A 21,185-nucleotide genomic window follows, 5' to 3' on the forward strand; every position below is an offset into this window, starting at 1 on the left:
CAGGGGGCGGGGCGGCTTGTGCGCGGGGTGGCGCGCGACGCAAGGTTGTGCCCGCGGCCCGCCTTAACTTGCCGGGCCGAAAGCGCTAGAAGGCGGGACTCATGCCAACGGCTCCGGTCTGCGACCGGAGCCGAGAGGGCTTCGCCCCGCAACTCGGGTGTTCCCGAGTTGCGGATTTTAAGACCGGTTCCGGCAAAAGCCGGAGCCGAGCGCCGCGCGGGCTGCACCAAAGAGCGGTGAGTGAGGCTCACCGCTCTTTGGTAAAATGCCGATTGCAAGCGCGCGGCGAACGCCCATCTATGGGCTGTCCGCCCCGGCCGCGCCGGGCGGGCTGACGTTTTCGGGGATTGCGACACATGCTGTTGAACCAGGCGGGCGCCACAGGCGCAGGAACGAGCGCTGGCGCTGGCAACGGGGCGGCCGGCGGCGACATCATCGATACCACCACCCAGACCTTCATGGCCGAGGTGATGGAGGAGTCCAAGCGCCGCCCGGTGCTGGTGGATTTCTGGGCGCCGTGGTGCGGGCCGTGCAAGACCCTCACTCCGGTGATCGAGAAGGTGGTGAAGGCCGCCAAGGGCAAGGTGCGTCTCGCCAAGCTCAATATCGACGACCATCCGGTGATCCCCGGCAAGCTCGGCATCCAGTCCGTGCCCACGGTCTATGCCTTCGTGAACGGCCAGCCGGTGGACGGCTTCCAGGGCGCCCTGCCCGAAGGTCAGGTGAAGGCCTTCATCGATCGTCTCATCGGTCCCGCCGACGACGGCCTGGAGGAAGCGCTGGCCGCTGCCGATGGAGCGCTGGCCCAGGGCGACCTCACCGCCGCCGCCGAAATCTTCGTCGGCGTGCTGGGCGAGGAGCCGGACAATCTGAAAGCCCTCACCGGCCTCGTGCGCACCCAGGTGGCCGCCGGCGCGCTGGAGCAGGCCAGGGCCACCCTCGCCATGGTGCCGGCTGACAAGCAGAACGATCCGCTGGTGAACGCCGCCCGCGCCGCGCTGGACGTGGCCGAGCAGGCCGCCGCCCTCGGCGACCTCGCGACGCTGGAAGCCCGGCTGGACCTCGACCCGAGCGACCATCAGGCCCGGTTCGACCTGGCCCTCGCGCTCAACGGCAAGGGCCGGCGCGAGCAGGCGCTGATTCATCTTCTGGATATCGTGAAGCGCGACCGCGCGTGGAACGAGGATGCGGCCCGCAAGCAGCTGGTGCAGCTGTTCGAGGCGTGGGGCCCCACCGATCCGCTCACCCTTTCAGGCCGTAAGAAATTGTCGGCGATCATGTTCGCCTGAAGGACTTAGTTTTTAAGGATTTTTCGCCTTGGCTGCCAATCGCACCTATCTGTCGCCAACGGAAATTCCGCCGGTGATCCCGGTTTTTCCGCTCACCGGCGCGCTGCTGCTGCCGCGCGCCGACCTGCCGCTCAACATCTTCGAGCCGCGCTATCTCGCCATGGTGGACGACGCGCTCGGCGGCGCGCGCCTCATCGGCATGGTGCAGCCCGACGAGGCGGCGCCGGGCTCGGCGCGTGGGCCGGGCGTATACAAGGTGGGCTGCCTTGGCCGCCTCACCCAGTTCGGCGAGACCGGGGACGGGCGCTACCTGATCACGCTCACCGGCATCTGCCGCTTCCGCATTCTGGAAGAGCTTGATACCACCACGCCGTACCGCCAGTTCAAGGTGGATGCCATGGCGTTCGCCCATGATTTCGAGGCGGAGGCCGGCGAGGCGGAGGTGGACCGCGACGCGCTGCTGTCGGCGCTGGCGGCGTTTCTCGACGCCAACAAGCTGGAGGCGGACTGGGACGGCATCCGCGAGGCGGGCACCGAGACGCTGGTGAACGCCCTGTCGGTGATGTCGCCCTATGGCGCGCTGGAGAAGCAGGCGCTGCTGGAGGCGGAAAATCTGAAGGCCCGCGCCGACATGCTGGTAGCCATCACCCAGATGATGCTGGCCCGCATGCCCGGCGACGGCGAAGGTTCGCTGCAATAGCGGCAGGGCTGGGCGAAGGGCACCGCGCGTCGGAGTCGACTGAAAACCGCTTTCGCCTTCGCTCATGGGTGCCGAAGGCGTGCGCGGACCTGTTGCCGCCACAAACGTGATGAACTGGTGCGCCTGAGCGCCCCAGCGTCCGCTCACGGCTCCTCGGCGAACCTCAGGCGGCCGGCGGGGGCGAGGGTGCGGGCGTCGAAGGTGCGGATTTCGATGGCGCCGCCCACGTCGAGGGTCAGCACCACCACGTCGCCGGACACGGCGGTGGCGGTGATCTTCGCGCCCTTGGGCAGAAGCGCGGTCATTTCGCCGGTCGCCATGGGCTTTGCCCGTATCATGCGATAGCCGATGACGCCGAAGACCGCGGCCACCCCCAGCACCATGACCAGCATGGACAGGCTGGAGAAGCGGCGAAACCGCTGGATGATGCGCTCCTGCTCCGGGGTCAGCGCCTCTTCCGGGGTCTCGGTGGGGGACGGGCGATGAAACATGAAGGGGCCGTGGCTCCTGACGGATCGAGAATGGACGCGACCATGAACCAGGCCGAGATGAACCAGGCCGAAACCGGCCTAGAGGACCTGGATGAGGGCTTCACCCTCACGGTCCAGATCGCGGCGGAAGACGCGGGCGAGCGGCTGGACCGTGTCCTGGCGCGCCGGTTGGCGCTTGAGGCACCGGAACTCAGCCGCACCCGCATCCAGCGTCTCGTAACGGAAGGGCGGGTCTCCGTCAGCGGGCGTGTGGTAGGGGACGCGGCGGGCCGGGTCAATGCCGCAGATGTCTATACCCTGTTCCTGCAGCCCCCGGAGGCGGCCGAGCCGGTGGCGGAGAACCTGCCGCTCACCATCGTGTTCGAGGACGCCCACCTGGTGGTCGTCGACAAGCCGGCCGGGCTGGTGGTGCATCCGGCGCCGGGCCACGCCTCCGGCACGCTGGTGAACGCGCTTCTCTACCATTGCGGCGACAGCCTCTCCGGCATCGGCGGGGTGCGCCGGCCCGGCATCGTCCATCGCCTCGACAAGGATACCTCCGGTCTGCTGGTGGTGGCGAAGTCCGATGTGGCCCACAAGGGCCTCGCTGCCCAGTTCGCCGACCATGGCCGCACCGGGCCGCTGGAGCGGGCCTATCTCGCCTTCGTCTGGGGCGTGCCCGAGGCCCATGGCAGCGTGGATGCGCCCATCGACCGGCATCCCAGCCACCGCCAGAAGATGGCGGTGCGCCTCTCCGGGCGCCATGCCATCACCCATTGGGAGGTGCAGGAGGCCTATCTCGGCCATGGCCGCACCAGCCTGCGCAACAAGGGGCAGGTGAAGGGCGAGGTGAAGATGGAGGAAGGCGTCGCCAGCCTCATCGAATGCCAGCTGGAGACCGGGCGCACCCATCAGATCCGCGTCCACATGGCCCATGTGGGCCATCCGCTGCTGGGGGACGAGGTCTATGGCCAGGGCTTCCGCACCAAGGAGACGCTGCTGCCGGAGGCCGCCCGCGAACACCTCGCGCGCCTCGGCCGGCAGGCGCTGCATGCGGCCCGGCTCGGCTTCGCCCATCCGGTGACCGGGGAGACCCTGTCGTTCGAAAGCCCGCTGCCGGAGGATCTTGCGGCGCTTGCCGAGGTGCTGGGCGGGCGTGCATCCGCGTAAATTTCTCTCTCATCCACGTGAGAGGATGAAACCTATCCGCATTCCGCTCGTATCTATATCATGATGCGTCGCGGTCGGCGTCATGCGGCCGCTGAGGCGGTCGCCCAGACGGGGGCCGCGGGAGAAGGAGGCCTCGTCATGGCCCAGCCGAAGTCCATGTCCATTCCGTCCGCCGAAGGCGGGCTCTCCCGGTATCTCGAAGAGATCCGGCGGTTTCCCATGCTGGAGCCGCAGGAGGAATATATGCTCGCCAAGAGCTGGCGCGAGCACGGGGACCGCGATGCCGCGCACAGGTTGGTGACGAGCCACCTGCGCCTCGTGGCGAAGATCGCCATGGGCTACCGCGGCTATGGGCTTCCCATTTCCGAAGTGATTTCCGAAGGCAATGTGGGCCTCATGCAGGCGGTGAAGCGGTTCGAGCCCGAGAAGGGCTTCCGCCTCGCCACCTATGCCATGTGGTGGATCCGCGCCTCCATCCAGGAATATATCCTGCGCTCGTGGAGCCTCGTGAAGATGGGCACCACGGCGGCGCAGAAGAAGCTGTTCTTCAACCTGCGCAAGGCCAAGAGCCAGATTTCCGCGCTGGAAGACGGCGACCTGCGCCCCGAGCATGTGAAGCAGATCGCCACCAAGCTCGGCGTCACCGAGCAGGATGTGGTGGACATGAACCGCCGCCTCTCCGGCGACGCCTCCCTGAACTCCCCCATCCGCGAGGATTCCGAGGGCGGGGAGTGGCAGGACTGGCTGGTGGACGAGCGCCTCGACCAGGAGGAGCAGCTCGCCGAGAGCGAGGAGCTGGACAACCGCCGCGCCGCCCTGTCCGGCGCGCTCTCGGTGCTGAACGACCGCGAGCGCCGCATTTTCGAGGCCCGCCGCCTCTCCGAGGACCCCATGACCCTGGAGGATCTCGCCTCCGAGTTCGGCGTCTCCCGCGAGCGGGTGCGCCAGATCGAGGTGCGTGCCTTCGAGAAGGTGCAGAAGGCGGTCATGGACAAGGTCCGTCAGGTCGAGGCACCGACGGCGGAGGCGGTGGGGGCGTGAGACTTTGCCGGGCGGGAGGTGGCTGAAGCCGCCTCCGCCCCTCACCCCGCCCGGCCGCGGCCGAAGGGGTGCGCCCCGCGCTCGGGGCGGGCGGCGTGCAGCATCATCAGCTCGCCCACATTCTCCGGCGTCAGCAGGCCGACCAGCTTTCCCGAGACGTCCACCACGCCCACGGCCGGGGCCTGGGCGGAGGTGATGAGCTTCAGCGCCGCGTCGAGCTTCGAGCGGGCCTCCACCACCGGCACGTCCGCCTGCATCACCTCGATCACGGCGGTCTGCGGCCCCTGGTCCTTCATGGCGCGGATCATGGCGTCGCGGGTGAGCACGCCGCGCAGGTGGCCGGCGCCGTCCACCACCGGAAATTCCTTCTGGGTGGAGCGGATGAGGGCGTCGGCCGCGTCGTCCACGGTGGATTGCGGCCCCAGCGTCTCGAAATGGGTGATCATGGCGTCCGAGACCAGCAGGCCGCGCGAGGCTTCCTTCAGCTGCACCTGACCGGCCTCCCCGGACGCGGCGAGGAACACGAACACGCCGATGATCATCAGCATGGGATTGGTGAAGATGCCCAGCAGGCCCATGCCGATGGCAAGGCCCTGGCCGATGGAGGCGGCGGTGGCGGTGGCCTTGGCATGGCCCATGTTCATGGCCAGCAGCGCCCGCAGCACCCGTCCTCCGTCCATGGGAAAGGCGGGGATGAGGTTGAACACCACCAGGAAGATGTTGGCGCCGGCCAGCTTCACCAGGATGGAGGTGCGCGGGTCCTCGATCTTGGCGAGGTTGTCCGCCGTGAGGTCGGTGCCGTCGAGGGTGGCGCTGAGGATGACGAGCAGCACCAGCGCGATCACCACGTTCACCAGCGGCCCGGCGATGGCCACCACCAGCTCCTGCGACGGCTTCTCCGGAATCCGCTCCAGATTGGCGATGCCGCCGAACGGCCACAGGGTGATGTCCGGGGTCTTCACCCCGTAGTGGCGGGCGGCGAAGACATGCCCCAGTTCGTGCAGCAGCACGCAGGCGAAGAGCAGCGCCACGAACAGCACGCCTTCCCACGCGGCCGATGCTCCCCCCGACCGGTAATAGGCCGCCCAGATCCACACCAGGAACAGCAGGAACGTGACGTGGATGCGGATCGCGGTCTCGCCGAGCCGGCCGATGGTGAGGGACCAGGGCATGGGGATCTCCTTGGGCGTCGCGCCGGGTGGGTGGGCGCGGCGGGGGGATGGAAACGGTCTGCTTCGGTCTAGACCGGGAATGGAACACGCACACGTTTAATACCAACAGCCCCGGTCTACGACCGGCGCCGAGAGGGCTCGCTCCGCACCTCGGGGGCTCCCGAATGGCCCATCTTAAGACCGGTTCCGGCCGGAACCGGGCGCCGCGCGCGCTTTGGTCTGAAGCCGCGGATGGGGAGGCGAGGCATCGCGCGGGTCGCCAGCACGCCATGCCGGGCGCCGGCGAGCGGACCTGCCGCGCTCCCGGGTTCATCCCGCATCGGGCGCCTCAACCTCTTGATAGTAAGGTTATCTTATTATATATCTTCCTTATCATGACTGATCTTGCTGCCGCGAGCCCCCTCGCCCCCGCGCGTCCTGCATCAAGCGAGCCGCCCCTCGGCTTCGTCCTCGTGGATGCGGCGCGGCTTTATCGCGCGCGTATCGACCGGGCCTTTGAGGGGGCGGGCCTCGGCCTCACGGCCGGGGAGGCCCGCACGCTCGCCTATGTGGATTTCCACCCCGGCCTCCGGCAGTCGGCGCTGGCCGAGAAGATGAACGTGGAGCCCATGACATTGGTGGGCTTCCTCGACCGGCTCGAGGCCGCGGGACTGGTGACGCGCGAAACCGACCCCAGGGACCGCCGCGCCAAGATCGTGACGCTCACGCCCGAGGCGACGCCTCACCTTGCCGGGGTGCTCACGGCGGCCGCCACCGCGCGCCGGGAGGCCACCTGCGGCTTCTCGGAGGCCGAGCAGGCGCTGCTGCGGGACCTCCTCCTGCGGCTGCGCGACAACCTCGCGCGGGAGCATCGTTCGAGGGACGAGAAATGACCGCGGTCCAGCCCGGCACGTCTCCTGCGCCGGGTATCGGCGTCTCGGCCTCGCCGCTCATGAGCGAGCGGGAAGTGTCCGTCATCGGCGGGCTCATGGTGATGCTCGGGCCCATCAGCCTCGCCATGTACACGCCGGCCCTGCCGACGCTGGTCGCGGCCTTCGGCACCAGCATCGCCACGGTGAAGCTCACCCTCACCGTGTTCTTCATGGGCTTTGCCTTGTCCCAGCTGGTCTGCGGGCCGCTCTCGGACGGCTACGGACGGCGCCCGGTGGCGCTGGGCTTCTTCGGCATCTATCTGGCCGGCAGCATCGTCGCCATGCTGGCGCCCACCATCGGCTGGCTCATTGCCGGCCGTGCCCTGCAGGGCATCGGCTGCGCCGCCGGCATTGCCCTGTCCCGCGCGCTGGTGCGCGACCAATACACCGGCCAGGCATCGGCGCGGGTGATGAACCTCATCGGCACCATGCTGGCCATCGGCCCGGCGGTTTCGCCCACCCTGGGCGGGCTCATCCTCGGCACGGCGGGCTGGCATGTGATCTTCATCGCCATGGCGGCCTATGGCCTCGTGCTGGTGGCGGTCCTCGCCCTTCGGGTGCCGGAGACCAACCGCACGCCGGACCGCGCGCTGGCCGCCCCCCACGGGGTGGCGAAGAGCTACCGCCGGCTCATCACCGACCGCGTGTTCATGCGCGCCGCGCTCACCGCCGGCCTCGGTCTCGGCGGAATCTATACGCTGTCGGCGCTGCTGCCCTTCATCCTCATCGAGCGGGTGGGGCTCTCGCCCACCGGCTTCGGCCTCGCCATGCTGCTGCAGACCGGCGCCTTCCTGTCGGGAACCCTCATCGCCCGGCCGCTGCTGCAGCGTCACAGCGCCCACGCCCTGATCCTGCCCGGCCTGCTGCTGGTGCTCGCCGGCGCGGTGGGGCTGGGGCTCGGCCCGTTGGTGCTGCCGCTGACCACCGCCAGCGTCATGCTGCCCATCTCGCTCTGGGCCTGCGGCATCGCCCTGATTCTTCCCGGTTGCACCACCGCCGGCCTCGCCGGGTTCGCGCCCATCGCCGGGGCGGCCTCGGCGCTGATGGGCTTCCTGCAGATCGGCAGCGGCTTCCTTGGCACCTCGCTGTCGGTGCTGTTTCCCTCGCCGCTTGCCGCCATGGTGACGCTGTTGCCGGCCTTTGCCGCCGCCGCTGCGGGCGCGCACCTGCTGCTGGCGCCGCGCCGCGAGGCGGTCGTTTCGACCGGAGCTGCGCCCGTCGATGCCACCGACCTGGAACTTGCCGCCGATCCGCTCGGGGTGGTCGGCGCCGCCGGCGACGAGATCGAGGCCGGAACCTACGACAAGGCCTCCTGAAGCAAGCATTGTGGCCGCGCGATACCGTTCGCGCCACACCGTTCCGCCATGCCGGCGATGTGGCCGGTTGACCCCGGCCGATCCGCGATGGTCAATGCCCGCGCCCGAACCATCGGGCATGGGGGGACATCGTATGAGATTTTTGGGACTAGCTCTGGCCGCCGTGCTGGCGCTTGCCGCCGGGCCGGCCAAGGCCCAGACCGTCAGCTACGCGCAGGCCGCCGGCCTCCTCGCGCAGCATTGCGGCGGGGACATCATGAATCACTGCCGTGGCCTCAACCTCGGCAACGGCGCCATCCATAACTGCCTGGTCCAGAACGCCGCGCAACTGACGCCGGCCTGCGCGGCCAACCATGCCGGCATTCGTGAGATGACCGAGGCCCGGGCCGCGGCCCAGAAGCAGGTCTACAAGACCTGCGACCGCGACGTCGCCCAGTTCTGCCCCGGCCTCGTGCCCGGCGACGGCAACATCGTGTCGTGCCTCCTGGAGGCGTCCAAGGTGGTGAGCGCGACCTGCACGGCCTCGCTTGTCAATGCCGGCTACGCACAGTGAAGGGAGGGCTGAGCATGACCTTGTTCCGTTTCGCCAACATGCGCCTCGGCGCGGCCCTGCTTCTGGCCGGCACCGCCGCCATCCCCGCGCTGCTTGATGCGCGGCCCGCGTCCGCCCAGGTCTTCACCCCCAACGCCCAGATCGTCCAGGGGCTGCAAGCCTCCGTCGACGACGTGCCGCAGGTGTCGGCCGAGGCGCTGCGCGGCCTCGCCCAGGCGCACATGAAGTACACCGGCCCGCCGGAAAGCCGCCCGCCGCTGGCGATCCAGCTCGACCAGCTGGCCCAGATCAACGTGGAGATCGTGTTCGACCTCAACTCCGCGATGATCAAGCCGGAATCCTACCGCACCCTCGGCTCCATCGCGGACGCCATGCACAATCCGGTGCTGCTCGGCTACAAGTTCCTGGTGGTCGGGAACACGGATGCCACCGGCACCCGCGAGCTCAACATGAAGCTCAGCCAGCAGCGCTCGGACGCCGTGGTCGAGGCGCTCTCCACCACCTTCCGGGTGGACCCGCGCCGGCTCCAGTCCGTGGGCCTCGGCGAGGAGGCGCTGCAGGACGCCAGGCATCCCGACGCCGCCATCAACCGGCGGGTGCAGATCTTCAACGTTGGCCGTGCCGGCGCGCTGGCGCAGCAGTAGCGGGGACTGATCCCGAAAACAGCGCCGCCGCCCGGACCAAGGTCAGGGCGGCGGCGCTGGTGTTTCCGGGAAGCGATGACGCTCGAATTTAATGAGAGAGCACGCGCCGGTCAGGCCGGCTTGCGACCCTTGCCGGGCTTGGTGGCGACCTTCGCGGCCGGGGCCTTCGCCACTTCGGATTTCTTGACCTCGGCCTTCACGGCCTTCGCTGCCGGAGCCTTGGCGGCAGAAACCTTGGTGTCAGGAGCCTTGGCGGCGGGCTTAGCCGCTGCCGGCTTGGCGGGCTTGCGGGCCGGAGCCTTCGCCTCGGCCGGCTTGGCCTCCTCGGGCTTGGCTGCGACCTTTGCCGCGGGAGCCTTGGCGGCGGGCTTCGGAGCAGGGGTGGGAGCAGAATTGGACGCGGCCTTGGCGCTGGCCTTCGCCGCTGGAGCCCTTGTCACGGGAGCCTTCGTCACGCTCTTGGCGGGCTGAGCCTCGACCTTCGGCGCCGCGGCCTTCACGGCCTTTGCGGTGGTCGTCACCGGGCTGGCCTTCACCGAAGTCTTGGCAACGCCCTCGGCCGGAGCGACCGCCTTCGGCGCGACGGGCTTGGCGGAGGTCTTTGTGGGGGTCTTGGCCGGGGCCTTCGCCTCGACCTTGATGGCCGGTGCCGGCGCAGCGGCCTTCGGCGCCGTCTTGGCCTTGGCCACGGGCTTCACGGGGGCCTTCGCGGCTGTCTTGGCGGGGATCTGGGCCGGAGCCTTGGCGGCAGGCGTTGCGGCGGCCCTGGGCTGGGCCGGGGCCTGGGTGAGGACGAAGCCGGCCAGCGCCAGGATCTCGTCTTGGCTCACGCTCGAAGGATCCTTCAGCGCCTTCGCCGCGATGCTGCTCACCTTGTCGCTCGTCACTTCCGGCTTCTTCGCCAGCTTCTTGGCCATGACTCAATCTCCGAATTCAACGCGCCGGCGCAGAACCTTCGGTCGAATCAAGACGCCCGCCAGCAGCCGATCCATCTGCGGATAGATTTGCAAAATGGTTAACGGAGGTTTTTCACCATGTTCGCCAGATGGTTGGGGGAAGGCCTTGACGCCGGTGGGAGGGCGTGTCGGCATCGTCTCCGGCCGCAGGATGGGCGAGAGATGCCGGGCGCTTCGCCTCGCGCGGCATGAGATGGCCTGTCACAGCCGCGTCGGCTCCATGGCGTAGGGTCCGATTCGGCACATCGATGCCGCCAGGGCGTTTTCGAGCGAAGCGGATACCGGTTCGCGTGATGAAAGCGCATCGACACCAGATCTTGGAACGTTTTCCGTGCGCCAATCCGAACGGAAATCGTCCCTCTGAACTTGAAGAATGAGCCTGCGTTATCCGATCTGGTTGCGATGCAATCCGATGGGCGCGGGCGCAAGAGAACGCGCAGTGCACCGCGATCGTATGGTGACGCGGGCTCCATCTTTCGGGGCGAGAGAAAGACCCATGCCGATGACCGGACGGCCCACTGTTCTCTTCGTGTGCCCGGACAATGCGGGCACGAGCCTGATGGCGGAAGCCATCGCCCTTCACGGCCACCGCGGGCTGAGGCCGTTCAGCGCCGCCGCCCTGGTGCCCGGCGCGGTCGATCCCGCGCTCATCGATTGCCTCCAGGCCGCGCAGGTTCCCGCCGATGGCCTTTCGGCGAAGCCGGCGGGCGTGTTCGGCCTGTCGGGCGCGCCGCGGCTCGACGTGGTGGTGGCGCTCGGGGCCGGCGCGTGGCGCGCCCTGCGGCGCCAGCCCTTCATCGGTCTCCTGCGCTTTGAATTCTGGCAGCTGCCCGAGGTGGCGCGGGACGAAAGCCCTGCCGCCCGGCGCGCCGCCTATCGCACCCTGCTTCCCGACCTCGACGGCGCCATCGGCCGGCTGGAAGAGCGCATCGCCCTGCGCATGGCCCGCGCCGCCGCCTGATGCAAAAGGCCGATGAGCCTGGCTCACCGGCCTTTGGTCAAATCCCCGGCGCGGAGCCCGGAACGCCTTATACCAATGGCCCATGAGCTTGACTCATGGGCCATTGGTTAAGCCCGCGCGGCACTTGAGCGTAACCCACTTGGCTTCGGTCGAAGACCGAGGCCGATGGGATCAGTCGGCGATCTTGCCGCCCAGTTCGTCTTCGATGTGGATGCGGATGATCTCCTCGAAGGAGCTTTCCGCCACGAAGCCCAGCTCGGTGGAGCGGCGGGGCTCGAACTTGCGCGGCCAGCCCGAGACGATCTTTTCGATCACCGGGTCGGGCGCGCGGGTGATGCGGGCCACCGCCTTGTCGCCGGCCACCTTGCGCAGCGCCTCGATCTGCTCGCCCACCGTCACGGCGAGGCCCGGCATGGTGAGGTTGCGGCGCGGGCCGACCTTTTCGCCGTCGAGGGTCGCGGCATGGATGAGGAAGCCCACCGCCGAGCGGGGCGAGGCGTGCCAGTGCATGACATCCTCCGACACCGGCAGCACGGCGTCCAGCCCCGCCAGCGGCTCGCGGATGATGCCGGAGAAGAAGCCGGAGGCGGCCTTGTTGGGCGCTCCGGGGCGCACGCAGATGGTGGGCAGGCGGATGCCGATGCCGTCGAAGAAGCCGCGCCGCGTATAGTCCGCCAGCAGCAGCTCGCCGATGGCCTTCTGCGCGCCGTAGGAGGTGAGCGGCGTGGGGAAGAACTCGTCGGGAATCGCATCCGGGAAGGGCGCGCCGAACACCGCGATGGACGAGGTGAAGACCAGGCGCGGCGTGTAGCCTTCCATGAGGCGCACGGCGTCGAACAGGTGGCGCGTGCCATCGAGGTTGATGCGGTAGCCCTTGTCGAAATCGGCCTCCGCCTCGCCCGAGACGATGGCCGCGAGGTGGAAGATCACGTCGGGCCTTTCCGCCACCACCACCGCCGCCTCGCCGGGGACGGAGAGGTCCGAGACCCTTGTGTCGATGGGGAAGGGCGCCTGCGGCGGCTTGGGCGGCACCACGTCATGGGCGGTGAGGCGGGTGATGGGCTTGCCGCCCAGGCGTCCCTCGCGGGCGAGGCGTTCGATGAGCTTGCGGCCGACCATGCCGGCGCCGCCGATGACGAGAATATGCATGTGAGGGTCTTTCCTAAGGCGCGTTCGAGCGAAAGGGCTTCCGGATCGCTCGAAGACTGCGCGTTAAGCCGAAGGTTCAGGGCGTGTCGCAGTTCAGCGGGGCGCCCTAGAGCGCCCAGCCGCCGTCGATGATGTGGATCTGCCCGGTGGTGAAGGCGCTCTCGTCGGAGGCGAGATAGAGCGCCAGCGCCGCGATCTCCTCCGGCGTGCCGAGCCGGCCCATGGGCTGGCGGCCGACGAAATCGGCCCGCACGTCGTCCAGCGAGCGGCCGGTCTGGGCCGAGACGGCGGCGATGCGCTCGTCCAGCGAGGGCGACTGGATGGTGCCGGGGCAGATGACGTTGGCGCGCACGCCCTTCAGGATGAAGTCCGCCGCCACCGCCTTGGTGAGGCCGATCACCGCCGCCTTGGAGGCGCCGTAGACATAGCGGTTCGGCACGCCGCGGATGGAGGACGCCGCCGAGGCGATGTTGACGATGGAGCCTTTGCCCTTCTCCAGCATGCCCGGCAGGAACGCCGAGATGGTGCGGTGCATGGCCTTCACGTTGAGGTCGAAGGAGAAGTCCCAGTCCTTCTCCGAGGTGTCGAAGATATTGCCCTGGTGCACGTAGCCGGCGGCATTCACCAGCACGTCCACCGGGCCGACCGCCTTGGCCAGCGCGGCGACGGCCTCGGTGGAGCGCACGTCGAGCTTGTGCGCGGTGCCCGGAAAGCCTTCGAGCTTGGTGGTGTCGAGGTCGGTGGCGATCACGCTCGCGCCCTCGCGCACGAAGGCTTCGGCGATGGCCCGGCCGATGCCCTGTCCCGCCGCCGTCACCAGCGCGGTCTTACCCTGAAGTCGTCCACCCATGGCGTTCCTCTTGAGCTTTTGGGATTGGTGGGGCGATGCCTCACAATGCGGCGCGGATGTCCTCCAGCCGCTGCGTCTGGCGGCCTTCGGCGTCGAAATTGGCGGGGTCGAGCCAGGCCTCGAAGGCGGCTTTCGCCTTCGGCCACTCATGGTCGAGCAGGGCATACCAGGCGGTGTCGCGGTTCAGCCCCTTGATGATCATGTGCTGGCGGAACAGGCCCTCGTAAGCGAAGCCGAGGCGCTCCGCCGCCCGCCGCGAGGGGGCGTTGAGGGCGTTGCACTTCCACTCGTAGCGGCGATAGCCGAGATCCTCGAAGGCATGGCGCGCCATGAGATACATGGCTTCCGTGGCACCCGGCGTGCGCTGGAGCGCCGGGGTGTGGAGGATGTTGCCCACCTCGATCACCCGGTGCGCCGGCTCGATGCGCATGTAGGTGGCGTGGCCCACCGCGCGGCCGCTCTCAACCTCGACGATGGCGAACAGCAGCGGGTCGGCCTTGGTGGCGGCCTCGGCGTAAAAGCGCGTGAAGGCGGCCTCGTCGGGGAAGGGGTCCGCAGAGAGATAGGCCCACAGCGCCTCTTTTTCCGGCCCGTGGGAGAGGGCGTAGAGCGAAGCGGCGTGCCGCCCGGCGTCGAACGGCACCAGGGCGACATGGCGCCCTTCGAGGGTGACGGGCGCCGGCCGCCGGGCCGGGCCGCCCTCCACCGGCGCGCCCAGAGGGACCGGGTCGGGCACCCCGCCGGGGACTGCGCCGGACCTGATGCCCGGCGCCGCCTGTTCGCTCATGGGCCTGCTCGCTCAGTGGTTGTCGCGGGGAACGCCCATGGTCTGGGCCACGCGCTGGTACTTCACCGCCGGCTTCAGAACCATGCCCTCGTCGAACTGCGCCACCATGGAGCGCTGGATCTCCTGCCAGGGGGTCTGGCTCTGCGGCACGGCAAAGCCGCCATGGCCCTGCAGGTCGGCCCGGCGCTGCGCCAGCTCCTCGGGGGAGATGAGGATATTGGCGGTGCAGGTGTTGAGGTCGATGCGCACCCGGTCGCCGGTCTTCAGCAGCGCCAGCCCGCCGCCCGCCGCCGCTTCCGGCGAGGCATTGAGGATGGAGGGCGAGCCGGAGGTGCCGGACTGGCGGCCGTCACCGATGCAGGGCAGGGCATGGATGCCCTTCTTGATGAGGGCGGTGGGCGGCTGCATGTTCACCACCTCGGCGCCACCGGGATAGCCGAGCGGGCCGGTGCCACGGATGAACAGCAGGGTGTATTCGTCGATGCCGAGCGTGGGGTCGTCGATGCGGTGGTGATAGTCCTCCGGCCCCTCGAACACCACGGCGCGGCCCTCGAAGGCCTCGGGGTCATTGGGGTTGGAGAGGAAGCGCTGGCGGAATTCCGGCGAGATCACCGAGGTCTTCATCACCGCGTTGTCGAACAGGTTGCCGTGCAGCACGATGAAGCCGGCATCCTCCTTCATGGGCGCGTCATAGGTCTTGATGACGGCGCGGTCCCAGGAGAGCTTGCCCTTGCAGTTCTCGCCGATGGAACGCCCGTTCACGGTCAGCGCGCCCTCGTGGATCTTGCCCTTCTCGATCAGCTCGGCCACCACCGCCGGCACGCCGCCGGCCCGGTGGAACTCCTCGCCGAGATATTCGCCAGCGGGCTGGAGATTCACCAGCAGCGGGATCTTGTGGCCCACCGTCTGCCAGTCATCCACGTTCAGCGGCACCCCCACGTGGCGGGCGATGGCATTGAGGTGGATGGGGGCGTTGGTGGAGCCGCCGATGGCGGAGTTCACGCGGATGGCGTTCTCGAACGCCGCGCGGGTGAGGATGTCGGAGGGCTTCAGGTCCTCCCACACCATGTCGACGATACGCTTGCCGGTGTCGTAGGCGATCTGGCCGCGCTCGCGGTAGGGCGCGGGGATGGCGGCGCAGCCGGGCAGGGACATGCCCAGCGCCTCGGCCAGCGCATTCATGGTGGAGGCGGTGCCCATGGTGTTGCAATGGCCCACCGAAGGGGCGGAGGACGCCACCACGTCCATGAACTCGTCATAGTCGATCTCGCCGGCGGCGAAGCGCTCGCGGTTCTTCCACACCACGGTGCCGGAGCCGGTGCGCTCGCCCTTCCACCAGCCGTTCAGCATGGGCCCGCCGGACAAAACGATGGCCGGGATGTTCACGGTGGCCGCCGCCATGATGCAGGCCGGGGTGGTCTTGTCGCAGCCGGTGGTCAGCACCACGCCGTCGAGCGGATAGCCGTAGAGGATTTCCACCAGGCCGAGATAGGCAAGGTTCCGGTCGAGCGCCGCGGTGGGCCGCTTGCCGGTCTCCTGGATGGGATGGACCGGGAATTCGAACGGCACGCCGCCCATGGCCTCGATGCCGTCGCGCACGCGCTTGGCGAGGTCCAGGTGGTGGCGGTTGCAGGGGGAGAGGTCCGAGCCGGTCTGGGCGATGCCGATGATGGGCTTGCCCGACTGCAGCTCTTCCCGGGTGAGGCCGAAATTGAGGTAGCGCTCCAGGTACAGCGCCGTCATGCCGGGATTGTCGGGGTTGTCGAACCAGAGCTGGGACCGGAGCTTGAGGCCGTGCTTCTCGGGCTGGTCGCCTTGACCGGACATGGGCGTCTCCATGGAAATCTGCGCGTTCCGACGCGCCGGTTTTAATCGATTTGATTTTGGCGATATATGCGCCTCGGCGCGCCGGAAATCAATCGGGATTGGAGCGGTCCAAAACAGAAAAGGGCGGCCGAAGCCGCCCTGTGCCGATCACAATACGCGCCCGTTTCCGGACAACGCCTGCGATCAGGAGGCCGCGCCGACGGTGGCGAGCGCAGCGTCGGCCTCCGCGCGGGTGGCGACCACGGTGGCCAGATCGCCGACGCCGGTGGCGAGGAGAACCTTCTCCACCGCTGGCTCCGCGCCGAACAGGATCAGGCGCCCGCCCCGGCGGGCCAGGGCCTTGGCATTGCTGATGAACAGGCGGATGCCGATGGAGGCGACGAAAGGGGTCGCCGACAGGTCCACCAGGGTCGCCTTGGCGTGGCTCGACATGGCGCTGAACGCCACCTCGATCTGCGCCGTGCCTTCGATATCGAGCCGGCCGTCGAGCACGATCAGAACCTGTTCCGGGCCGAGGGCGTGGGTTTCAATGTTCATGGAGGTGACCGGGCTTGAGGGACGGCGGCGACCGCACGGATCGCGCCAAGGGAGCGTGCCAGGGAAACGTGCCAGGGAAGCTGCCCGCCTCTATTTCATCTGGATGTTTCAGTTTTGTGACGCGGGCCGGGCGTTGCTTTCCCTCGCGTCCGCCGGGAGCCGCCCGCTCGGCAAGGGGTTTGCACCGCGCGGGGAAGCGTATAATCCATCCCGCACCCGCGATGTTCAACGCCTTACGATCCGCGCGCCCCGCGCGCCAGCCGAACCGCCCCGACGCCGGCGACCTGCCCGCCCCGGAGAGTCCCGGTCGCGCCGCCGGTATGGTGCTCGACCGCGTGGTGCTCGATCGCGGCGCCCGTTCCGTCTTCGCCGGCCTGTCCCTCACGCTTGGCGAGCGGCGCATCGGGCTGGTGGGCGACAACGGCTCGGGCAAGAGCACCCTGCTGCGGCTGCTGAACGGCCTACTCCTGCCCGATGCGGGGACGGTCACCGTGGCCGGCCTCGACACCCGCAAGGAGCGCCGCCGCCTGCCGGCGACGGTGGGCTTCGTGTTCCAGAACGTGGACCACCAGATCATCTTTCCCACGGTGCGGGAGGAAATCGCCTTCGGCCCCATCGCCCAGGGCCGGCCCAAGGCCGAGGCCAATGCCGCCGCCGACCTGCTGCTGGCCCGCCACGGCTGCGTCGGCTGGGGCGAGCGGGCGGTGGCGGACCTTTCCGAGGGCCAGAAGCAGCTGGTGTGCATCCTCGCCGCGCTGGCGGCCGGGCCGCGCATCCTGTTGCTGGACGAGCCCTTCTCCAGCCTCGATCTCACCACCCGCCTCGGCTTCGCCGCGCGGCTCGCCGACCTCGACCTGCAGGTGGTCATGGCGAGCCACGACCTGCACCTGTTCGACGGCTTCGACCGGCTGCTGTGGCTGAAGGGCGGCATGGTCGCCGCCGACGGCGCGCCGGGGGAGGTCATCCCGCTTTATGAGGCCGACGCCCGCGCCCGCGCCATGGCGGCGGGAGGCCAGCCGTGATCGCCGGCTATCTCTCCGGCACCAGCCTGCTGCATCGGCTGCCGGCGGGGGTGAAGCTGATCGCCCTCGCCGTCCTGTCGGTCTTCATCCTGCCCATCGGTGATCCGCTGGCGCTGGCCTGCGTGCTCGCGGCGGTGGTGCTGGTCTATGCCGGCTTCGGCCGGCGTGGGCTGCTGCGCGTGCTGGCGTGGCGCAGCCTGCTGCCGCTGCTCGTCATCATCTTCGTGCTGCAGGTCTGGGCCGCCTCCCTGTCGGTGGCGGCGGCGAGCGTGCTGCGCATCGCGGTGATGGTGCTCATCGCCGATCTCGTCACCCTGTCCACGCGGCTGCAGGACATGATGGACGCCCTCGCCGTGCCGCTGAAGCCGCTGGCGCGGTTCGGGCTCGATCCCGCGCGGCTGTCGCTGGCGGTGGCGCTGGTGCTGCGCTTCGTACCGGTGCTGCTGGAAAGCTGGCGGGGACGCGAGGAAGCCTGGCGCGCCCGCAGCCCGCGCCGGCCGGGGCTGGTGCTCGTCGGCGCCTTCTTCTCCGGCGCGCTCTCCACCGCCGACCAGGTGGCGGAAGCCCTCGACGCCCGCGGCTTCGGCATGCCCGATCAGCCCGCGCCGCCCACCCCGCTGAGTTCGTCGCGCCCGAACCCGTGAAGGATCGACCATGGACACCCGCACCCTCGTGCGCATCGCGCTCATCGCGGCCCTCATCGCGGCGCTGGGCTTCGTGCCGCCCCTCTACATGCCGCTGGCCGCCGGCGTGCCCATCACCGCCCAGAGCCTCGGCGTGATGCTCGCTGGCCTGCTGCTGGGGGCGCGGGCGGGCGCGGCGGCTGTGGCGCTGTTCGTCTTCGTGGTGCTTCTGGGCGCGCCGCTGCTCGCGGGTGGGCGCGGTGGCCTCGGCATTCTCGCCGGGCCCACCGCCGGCTTCCTCATCGGCTATATCGCCGGGGCCTATGTGGTGGGGCTCCTCGCCGAGCGGCTGAAGCTGCCGGCTTTCGCGTCGGCCTTCGTCGCCTGCGTGGTGGGCGGCATCGGCGTGGTCTACCTGTTCGGCATCCCGGTGCTGGCGGCGGCGGCGGGCATCGGTCTGTCCAAGGCGGTGATCGGCGCGGCGGTGTTCCTGCCTGGCGACCTGATCAAGGCGGTGGGCGCCTCGGTGCTGGTCACCACCGTGCTGCGCAACTGGTCGGTGGCGGCGCAGCCGCGCCCGTGAGCATCACCCGCCATCTTGCCCGCCACGGCGCCGAGCGCCCCCATGCGCCGGCCCTGACCTGCGAGGGCGAAACCCTCACCTTTGGTGCCCTCGCCGCGCTGGTGCAGCGCTGTGCCGCCCGCTTCGCGGCCGCGCCGGAAGGTGGCATCGCGCTCGACCTGCCCAACGGCGCGGCGCTGGCCGTGCTGTTCCTCGCGGCGGCCCATGCGGGACGGGAGGGGCAGGTGCTTGATCCCGCCTGGCCGGCGGGACAGCGGGCGGACATCCTCGCCCGCATCCGGCCGGGCGTGCTGGTGTCGTGCGGCGCGGATGCGGATGTGCGCTTGTCCCCAGCCCAGGGGCTGGCGGGCCTTGCCGAGGTGGTGGGCGTTGGCACGGACGCGGTGACGGTGCCGCCCCATCCGGACCTGCCCTTCTACGTGGGCTTCACCTCCGGCTCCACCGGCCTGCCGAAGGGCTATCGCCGCGCCCATCGCTCCTGGATCGAGAGCTTCGACGCCGACACGCGCGAATTCGGCATCGGCTCCGACGATGCGCTGCTGGCGCCGGGGGCGCTCACCCATTCCCTGTTCCTCTATGCGCTGGCACGGGGCCTCGATGCCGGCGCCCATGTGATCCTGTCGAAAAGCTTCCGCCCCCGCGCGGTGGCGGACCTCGCGCGCCGGCACAAGGCCAGCGTGCTCTATGGCGTACCGACCCAGCTCGCCTTGCTGCTGGACCATCTGGAGGCGGAGGGCGCGACGCTGGACCCCGTGCGCCTCGTGCTGTGCTCCGGCGCCAAATGGCCGGCGGGGCGCAAGGCGCTGCTCTCCCGCCATCTGCCCAAGGCCGGTTTCGCCGAATTCTACGGCGCGTCGGAACTCTCCTTCATCACCGTGGCGAAGGGCGGGGAACCGGTGCCCGAGGGCTCCGTGGGCCGGGCCTTCGATGGCGTGCGCCTCGCCATCCGCGACAAGGCCGGCCGGCGCCTGCCCGTGGGGCGTACCGGCCTCGTGTTCGTGGAAAGCCCCTTCTTGTTCCTGGACTATGCCACCGGCGACAGCCCGGACCTCCTGCGCCACGGGCCGCAGATCAGCGTCGGCGACATGGGGCGTCTTGATGCCGCCGGCTTCCTCACTTTGGCGGGGCGGGCCAAGCGCATGATCGTGACTTCGGGCAAGAACCTTTATCCCGAAGAGGTGGAGCGGCAGCTGGAGCTGCACCCCGCCATCGCCGCCGCCGCCGTCATGGGCGTGCCCGATGGCAAGCGCGGCGAGCGGCTGGTGGCCTTCGTCCTGCCGGATGAGGGGGCACAGATGACGCGGGCGGATCTCGTGGCGTGGCTGCGGCCGAGGCTGGCCCTGTTCAAGGTGCCGCGCCTCTATGCGCGGGTCGCCCGCTGGCCGCTGACCGCCTCCGGCAAGACCGATTTCGCCGCCGTGGCCCGCCTGTGGCCGCACGATTGCGAGCTGATTCCATGATCGGCGTCGCCCTTCTCGGTGCCAAGCGCACGGCGGTGGTGCCGCGCAGCGGCGCGTTCCGCCATATGGAGCCCTTCGCCCTGGCGGCGGCCCTGATCGGCCCGCTGCTCGCCGAGGCCGGCCTCGCGCCCGACGCGGTGGACGAGGTGATCCTCGGCAATGCCCTGTCCGGCGGCGGCAACGTGGCCCGGGTGGCGGCGCTCGCCGCCGGCCTGCCGCAGCACATTCCGGCGCTGACGCTGGACACCCAGTGCTGCTCGGGCCTCGACGCCATCCGCATGGGCGCGGCCCGCATCGCGGCCGGGGAGGCGCGCTATGTGCTCGCCGGTGGCGTGGAGAGCTTCAGCCGCGCCCCGCTGCGGGCCCATCGTCCGCGCCGCAAGGAAGACGCGCCGCTGTTCTACCGCCAGCCGGCCTTCACCCCCTGGCCGGAGCGCGAGCCGGACCTTGCCGTCGCCGCCGCCGCGCTGGCGCGGGCCGAGGGCATCACCCGGCAGGCCCAGGAGGCCTTTGCGATGGAAAGCCATCGCCGGGCGCTGGCCGCCGCGCCGCCGGAGGGCGAGATCGTGCCGGTGAACGGCATCGTCATGGACCCGTTCGCGCGGGCCCTGTCCCCGGCGCTGCTCGCGCGCCTGCCGGTGATCGCTGGGGATGCGGCCGATGGCATCACCGCCGCCACCACGGCGGTGGAGGCGGATGCGGCGGCCCTGGTGCTGCTCGGGCCGTGCGGCGAAGGGCAGCACGGCGAAGGGCGGGTGCAGGTGCTGGGCGCGCTGGCGCGGGGCGGTGATCCGCTGATGCCGGCGCTGGCGCCGGTGGCGGCGGTGGAAGCCCTGTGCGCGCGGCTTGGCCTTGATGCGCGCCAGATCGAGCATGTGGAGCTGATGGAGGCCTATGCCGCCCAGGCCCTCGCCGGCATCGGGCGGCTCGGCCTTGATCCGGCGCGGGTCAATGCGCAGGGCGGCGCGCTCGCCCGTGGCCATCCCATCGGGGCATCGGGGGCGGTGCTGGCGGTGCGCGCCTTCCACCGGCTCCGGGCGGCGGGAGGCCGGGCGCTGGTGGCCATCGCCGGGGCGGGGGGCATCGCCAGCGCCATGGTGGTATCACGGCAAGACGAAACCCTCCGGCCGTGGCAGGATTGAAGGATGAAATCTGGAAAGGACC

22 protein-coding genes are annotated in these 21,185 nt (G+C 69.7%); 14 read left to right on the forward strand and 8 right to left on the reverse strand.

Features of this window, described 5'->3' with window-relative positions; genetic code table 11:
- Positions 1-356 precede the first annotated feature (356 nt).
- Positions 357-1,289 (forward strand): thioredoxin, encoded by a 933-nt coding sequence (gene trxA, locus K9U41_RS11280; RefSeq protein WP_282640933.1) that lies wholly within the window; start codon positions 357-359, stop codon positions 1,287-1,289.
- Positions 1,290-1,317: 28 nt separating this feature from the next.
- Entirely contained in the window at positions 1,318-1,989 is a 672-nt protein-coding gene (locus K9U41_RS11285) for an LON peptidase substrate-binding domain-containing protein (protein WP_282640934.1), read from the forward strand.
- Between the two features lie 143 nt (positions 1,990-2,132).
- Here K9U41_RS11285 and K9U41_RS11290 read toward each other — a convergent pair whose 3' ends face one another.
- The gene (locus K9U41_RS11290) at positions 2,133-2,480 is read right to left on the reverse strand and encodes a hypothetical protein (RefSeq protein ID WP_282640935.1); all 348 of its coding nucleotides are present in this window, start codon (positions 2,478-2,480) and stop codon (positions 2,133-2,135) included.
- 30 nt (positions 2,481-2,510) lie between these two features.
- On the opposite strand from K9U41_RS11290, the gene K9U41_RS11295 reads away from it, so the two are divergent.
- Positions 2,511-3,629, forward strand: a complete 1,119-nt coding sequence (locus K9U41_RS11295; RefSeq protein ID WP_282640936.1) for an RluA family pseudouridine synthase — start codon at positions 2,511-2,513, stop codon at positions 3,627-3,629.
- A 138-nt stretch (positions 3,630-3,767) separates the two neighbouring features.
- Positions 3,768-4,670: an RNA polymerase sigma factor RpoH gene (gene rpoH, locus K9U41_RS11300; RefSeq protein WP_282640937.1), complete on the forward strand. Its 903-nt coding sequence runs from the start codon at positions 3,768-3,770 to the stop codon at positions 4,668-4,670.
- Positions 4,671-4,711: 41 nt separating this feature from the next.
- Here rpoH and K9U41_RS11305 read toward each other — a convergent pair whose 3' ends face one another.
- On the reverse strand, positions 4,712-5,842 hold the full coding sequence (locus tag K9U41_RS11305) for a site-2 protease family protein (protein ID WP_282640938.1): 1,131 nt from the start codon (positions 5,840-5,842) through the stop codon (positions 4,712-4,714).
- 374 nt (positions 5,843-6,216) lie between these two features.
- On the opposite strand from K9U41_RS11305, the gene K9U41_RS11310 reads away from it, so the two are divergent.
- From K9U41_RS11310 to K9U41_RS11325, 4 genes are all read left to right on the forward strand, one after another.
- Positions 6,217-6,714, forward strand: coding sequence for a MarR family winged helix-turn-helix transcriptional regulator (locus tag K9U41_RS11310; RefSeq protein WP_282640939.1), 498 nt, complete (start codon positions 6,217-6,219; stop codon positions 6,712-6,714).
- Positions 6,711-8,069 (forward strand): multidrug effflux MFS transporter, encoded by a 1,359-nt coding sequence (locus K9U41_RS11315; RefSeq protein WP_282640940.1) that lies wholly within the window; start codon positions 6,711-6,713, stop codon positions 8,067-8,069. Before K9U41_RS11310 ends, K9U41_RS11315 begins: the two co-directional genes overlap by 4 nt.
- Before the next feature lie 163 nt (positions 8,070-8,232).
- The gene (locus K9U41_RS11320; RefSeq protein ID WP_282640941.1) at positions 8,233-8,622 is read left to right on the forward strand and encodes a cysteine rich repeat-containing protein; all 390 of its coding nucleotides are present in this window, start codon (positions 8,233-8,235) and stop codon (positions 8,620-8,622) included.
- Positions 8,623-8,636: 14 nt separating this feature from the next.
- A complete protein-coding gene (locus K9U41_RS11325) occupies positions 8,637-9,266 on the forward strand; it encodes an OmpA family protein (RefSeq protein WP_282640942.1) in 630 nt (209 codons plus the stop codon).
- 110 nt (positions 9,267-9,376) lie between these two features.
- Here the strand turns inward: K9U41_RS11325 and K9U41_RS11330 are convergent, their stop codons facing one another.
- On the reverse strand, positions 9,377-10,183 hold the full coding sequence (locus K9U41_RS11330; protein WP_282640943.1) for a hypothetical protein: 807 nt from the start codon (positions 10,181-10,183) through the stop codon (positions 9,377-9,379).
- 535 nt (positions 10,184-10,718) lie between these two features.
- On the opposite strand from K9U41_RS11330, the gene K9U41_RS11335 reads away from it, so the two are divergent.
- Positions 10,719-11,183, forward strand: coding sequence for a hypothetical protein (locus K9U41_RS11335; RefSeq protein ID WP_282640944.1), 465 nt, complete (start codon positions 10,719-10,721; stop codon positions 11,181-11,183).
- A 171-nt stretch (positions 11,184-11,354) separates the two neighbouring features.
- On the opposite strand, the gene denD is transcribed toward K9U41_RS11335, so the two are convergent.
- The 5 genes from denD to K9U41_RS11360 all read right to left on the reverse strand — a co-directional run bounded on the left by denD (position 11,355) and on the right by K9U41_RS11360 (position 16,333).
- On the reverse strand, positions 11,355-12,332 hold the full coding sequence (gene denD / locus K9U41_RS11340) for a D-erythronate dehydrogenase (RefSeq protein WP_282640945.1): 978 nt from the start codon (positions 12,330-12,332) through the stop codon (positions 11,355-11,357).
- Between the two features lie 106 nt (positions 12,333-12,438).
- Positions 12,439-13,182 carry an SDR family oxidoreductase gene (locus tag K9U41_RS11345; RefSeq protein ID WP_282640946.1) on the reverse strand — a complete coding sequence of 248 codons (744 nt, stop codon included), beginning with the start codon at positions 13,180-13,182 and terminating at the stop codon, positions 12,439-12,441.
- A 40-nt stretch (positions 13,183-13,222) separates the two neighbouring features.
- A complete protein-coding gene (locus K9U41_RS11350) occupies positions 13,223-13,969 on the reverse strand; it encodes a GNAT family N-acetyltransferase (RefSeq protein WP_282640947.1) in 747 nt (248 codons plus the stop codon).
- A gap of 12 nt (positions 13,970-13,981) precedes the next feature.
- Entirely contained in the window at positions 13,982-15,796 is a 1,815-nt protein-coding gene (locus K9U41_RS11355; RefSeq protein WP_282640948.1) for an IlvD/Edd family dehydratase, read from the reverse strand.
- A gap of 183 nt (positions 15,797-15,979) precedes the next feature.
- Positions 15,980-16,333, reverse strand: coding sequence for an STAS domain-containing protein (locus tag K9U41_RS11360; RefSeq protein WP_282640949.1), 354 nt, complete (start codon positions 16,331-16,333; stop codon positions 15,980-15,982).
- Between the two features lie 320 nt (positions 16,334-16,653).
- Here K9U41_RS11360 and K9U41_RS11365 point away from each other — a divergent pair, with 320 nt between their 5' ends.
- The 5 genes from K9U41_RS11365 to K9U41_RS11385 are packed head-to-tail and all read left to right on the forward strand — an operon-like array spanning position 16,654 to position 21,163.
- A complete protein-coding gene (locus K9U41_RS11365) occupies positions 16,654-17,355 on the forward strand; it encodes an energy-coupling factor ABC transporter ATP-binding protein (protein ID WP_282640950.1) in 702 nt (233 codons plus the stop codon).
- Positions 17,352-17,999, forward strand: coding sequence for an energy-coupling factor transporter transmembrane component T family protein (locus K9U41_RS11370; protein WP_282640951.1), 648 nt, complete (start codon positions 17,352-17,354; stop codon positions 17,997-17,999). Before K9U41_RS11365 ends, K9U41_RS11370 begins: the two co-directional genes overlap by 4 nt.
- A gap of 10 nt (positions 18,000-18,009) precedes the next feature.
- The gene (locus tag K9U41_RS11375; RefSeq protein WP_282640952.1) at positions 18,010-18,561 is read left to right on the forward strand and encodes a biotin transporter BioY; all 552 of its coding nucleotides are present in this window, start codon (positions 18,010-18,012) and stop codon (positions 18,559-18,561) included.
- Positions 18,558-20,021: an AMP-binding protein gene (locus K9U41_RS11380; protein WP_282640953.1), complete on the forward strand. Its 1,464-nt coding sequence runs from the start codon at positions 18,558-18,560 to the stop codon at positions 20,019-20,021. Before K9U41_RS11375 ends, K9U41_RS11380 begins: the two co-directional genes overlap by 4 nt.
- Complete coding sequence (locus K9U41_RS11385; protein ID WP_282640954.1) at positions 20,018-21,163, forward strand: thiolase family protein; 1,146 nt, start codon at positions 20,018-20,020, stop codon at positions 21,161-21,163. The genes K9U41_RS11380 and K9U41_RS11385 overlap by 4 nt, the downstream gene beginning before the upstream one ends.
- Positions 21,164-21,185 lie beyond the last annotated feature (22 nt).

Source organism: Xanthobacter autotrophicus, from assembly GCF_029991245.1.
Classification (GTDB): Bacteria; Pseudomonadota; Alphaproteobacteria; order Rhizobiales; family Xanthobacteraceae; genus Xanthobacter; species Xanthobacter autotrophicus_C.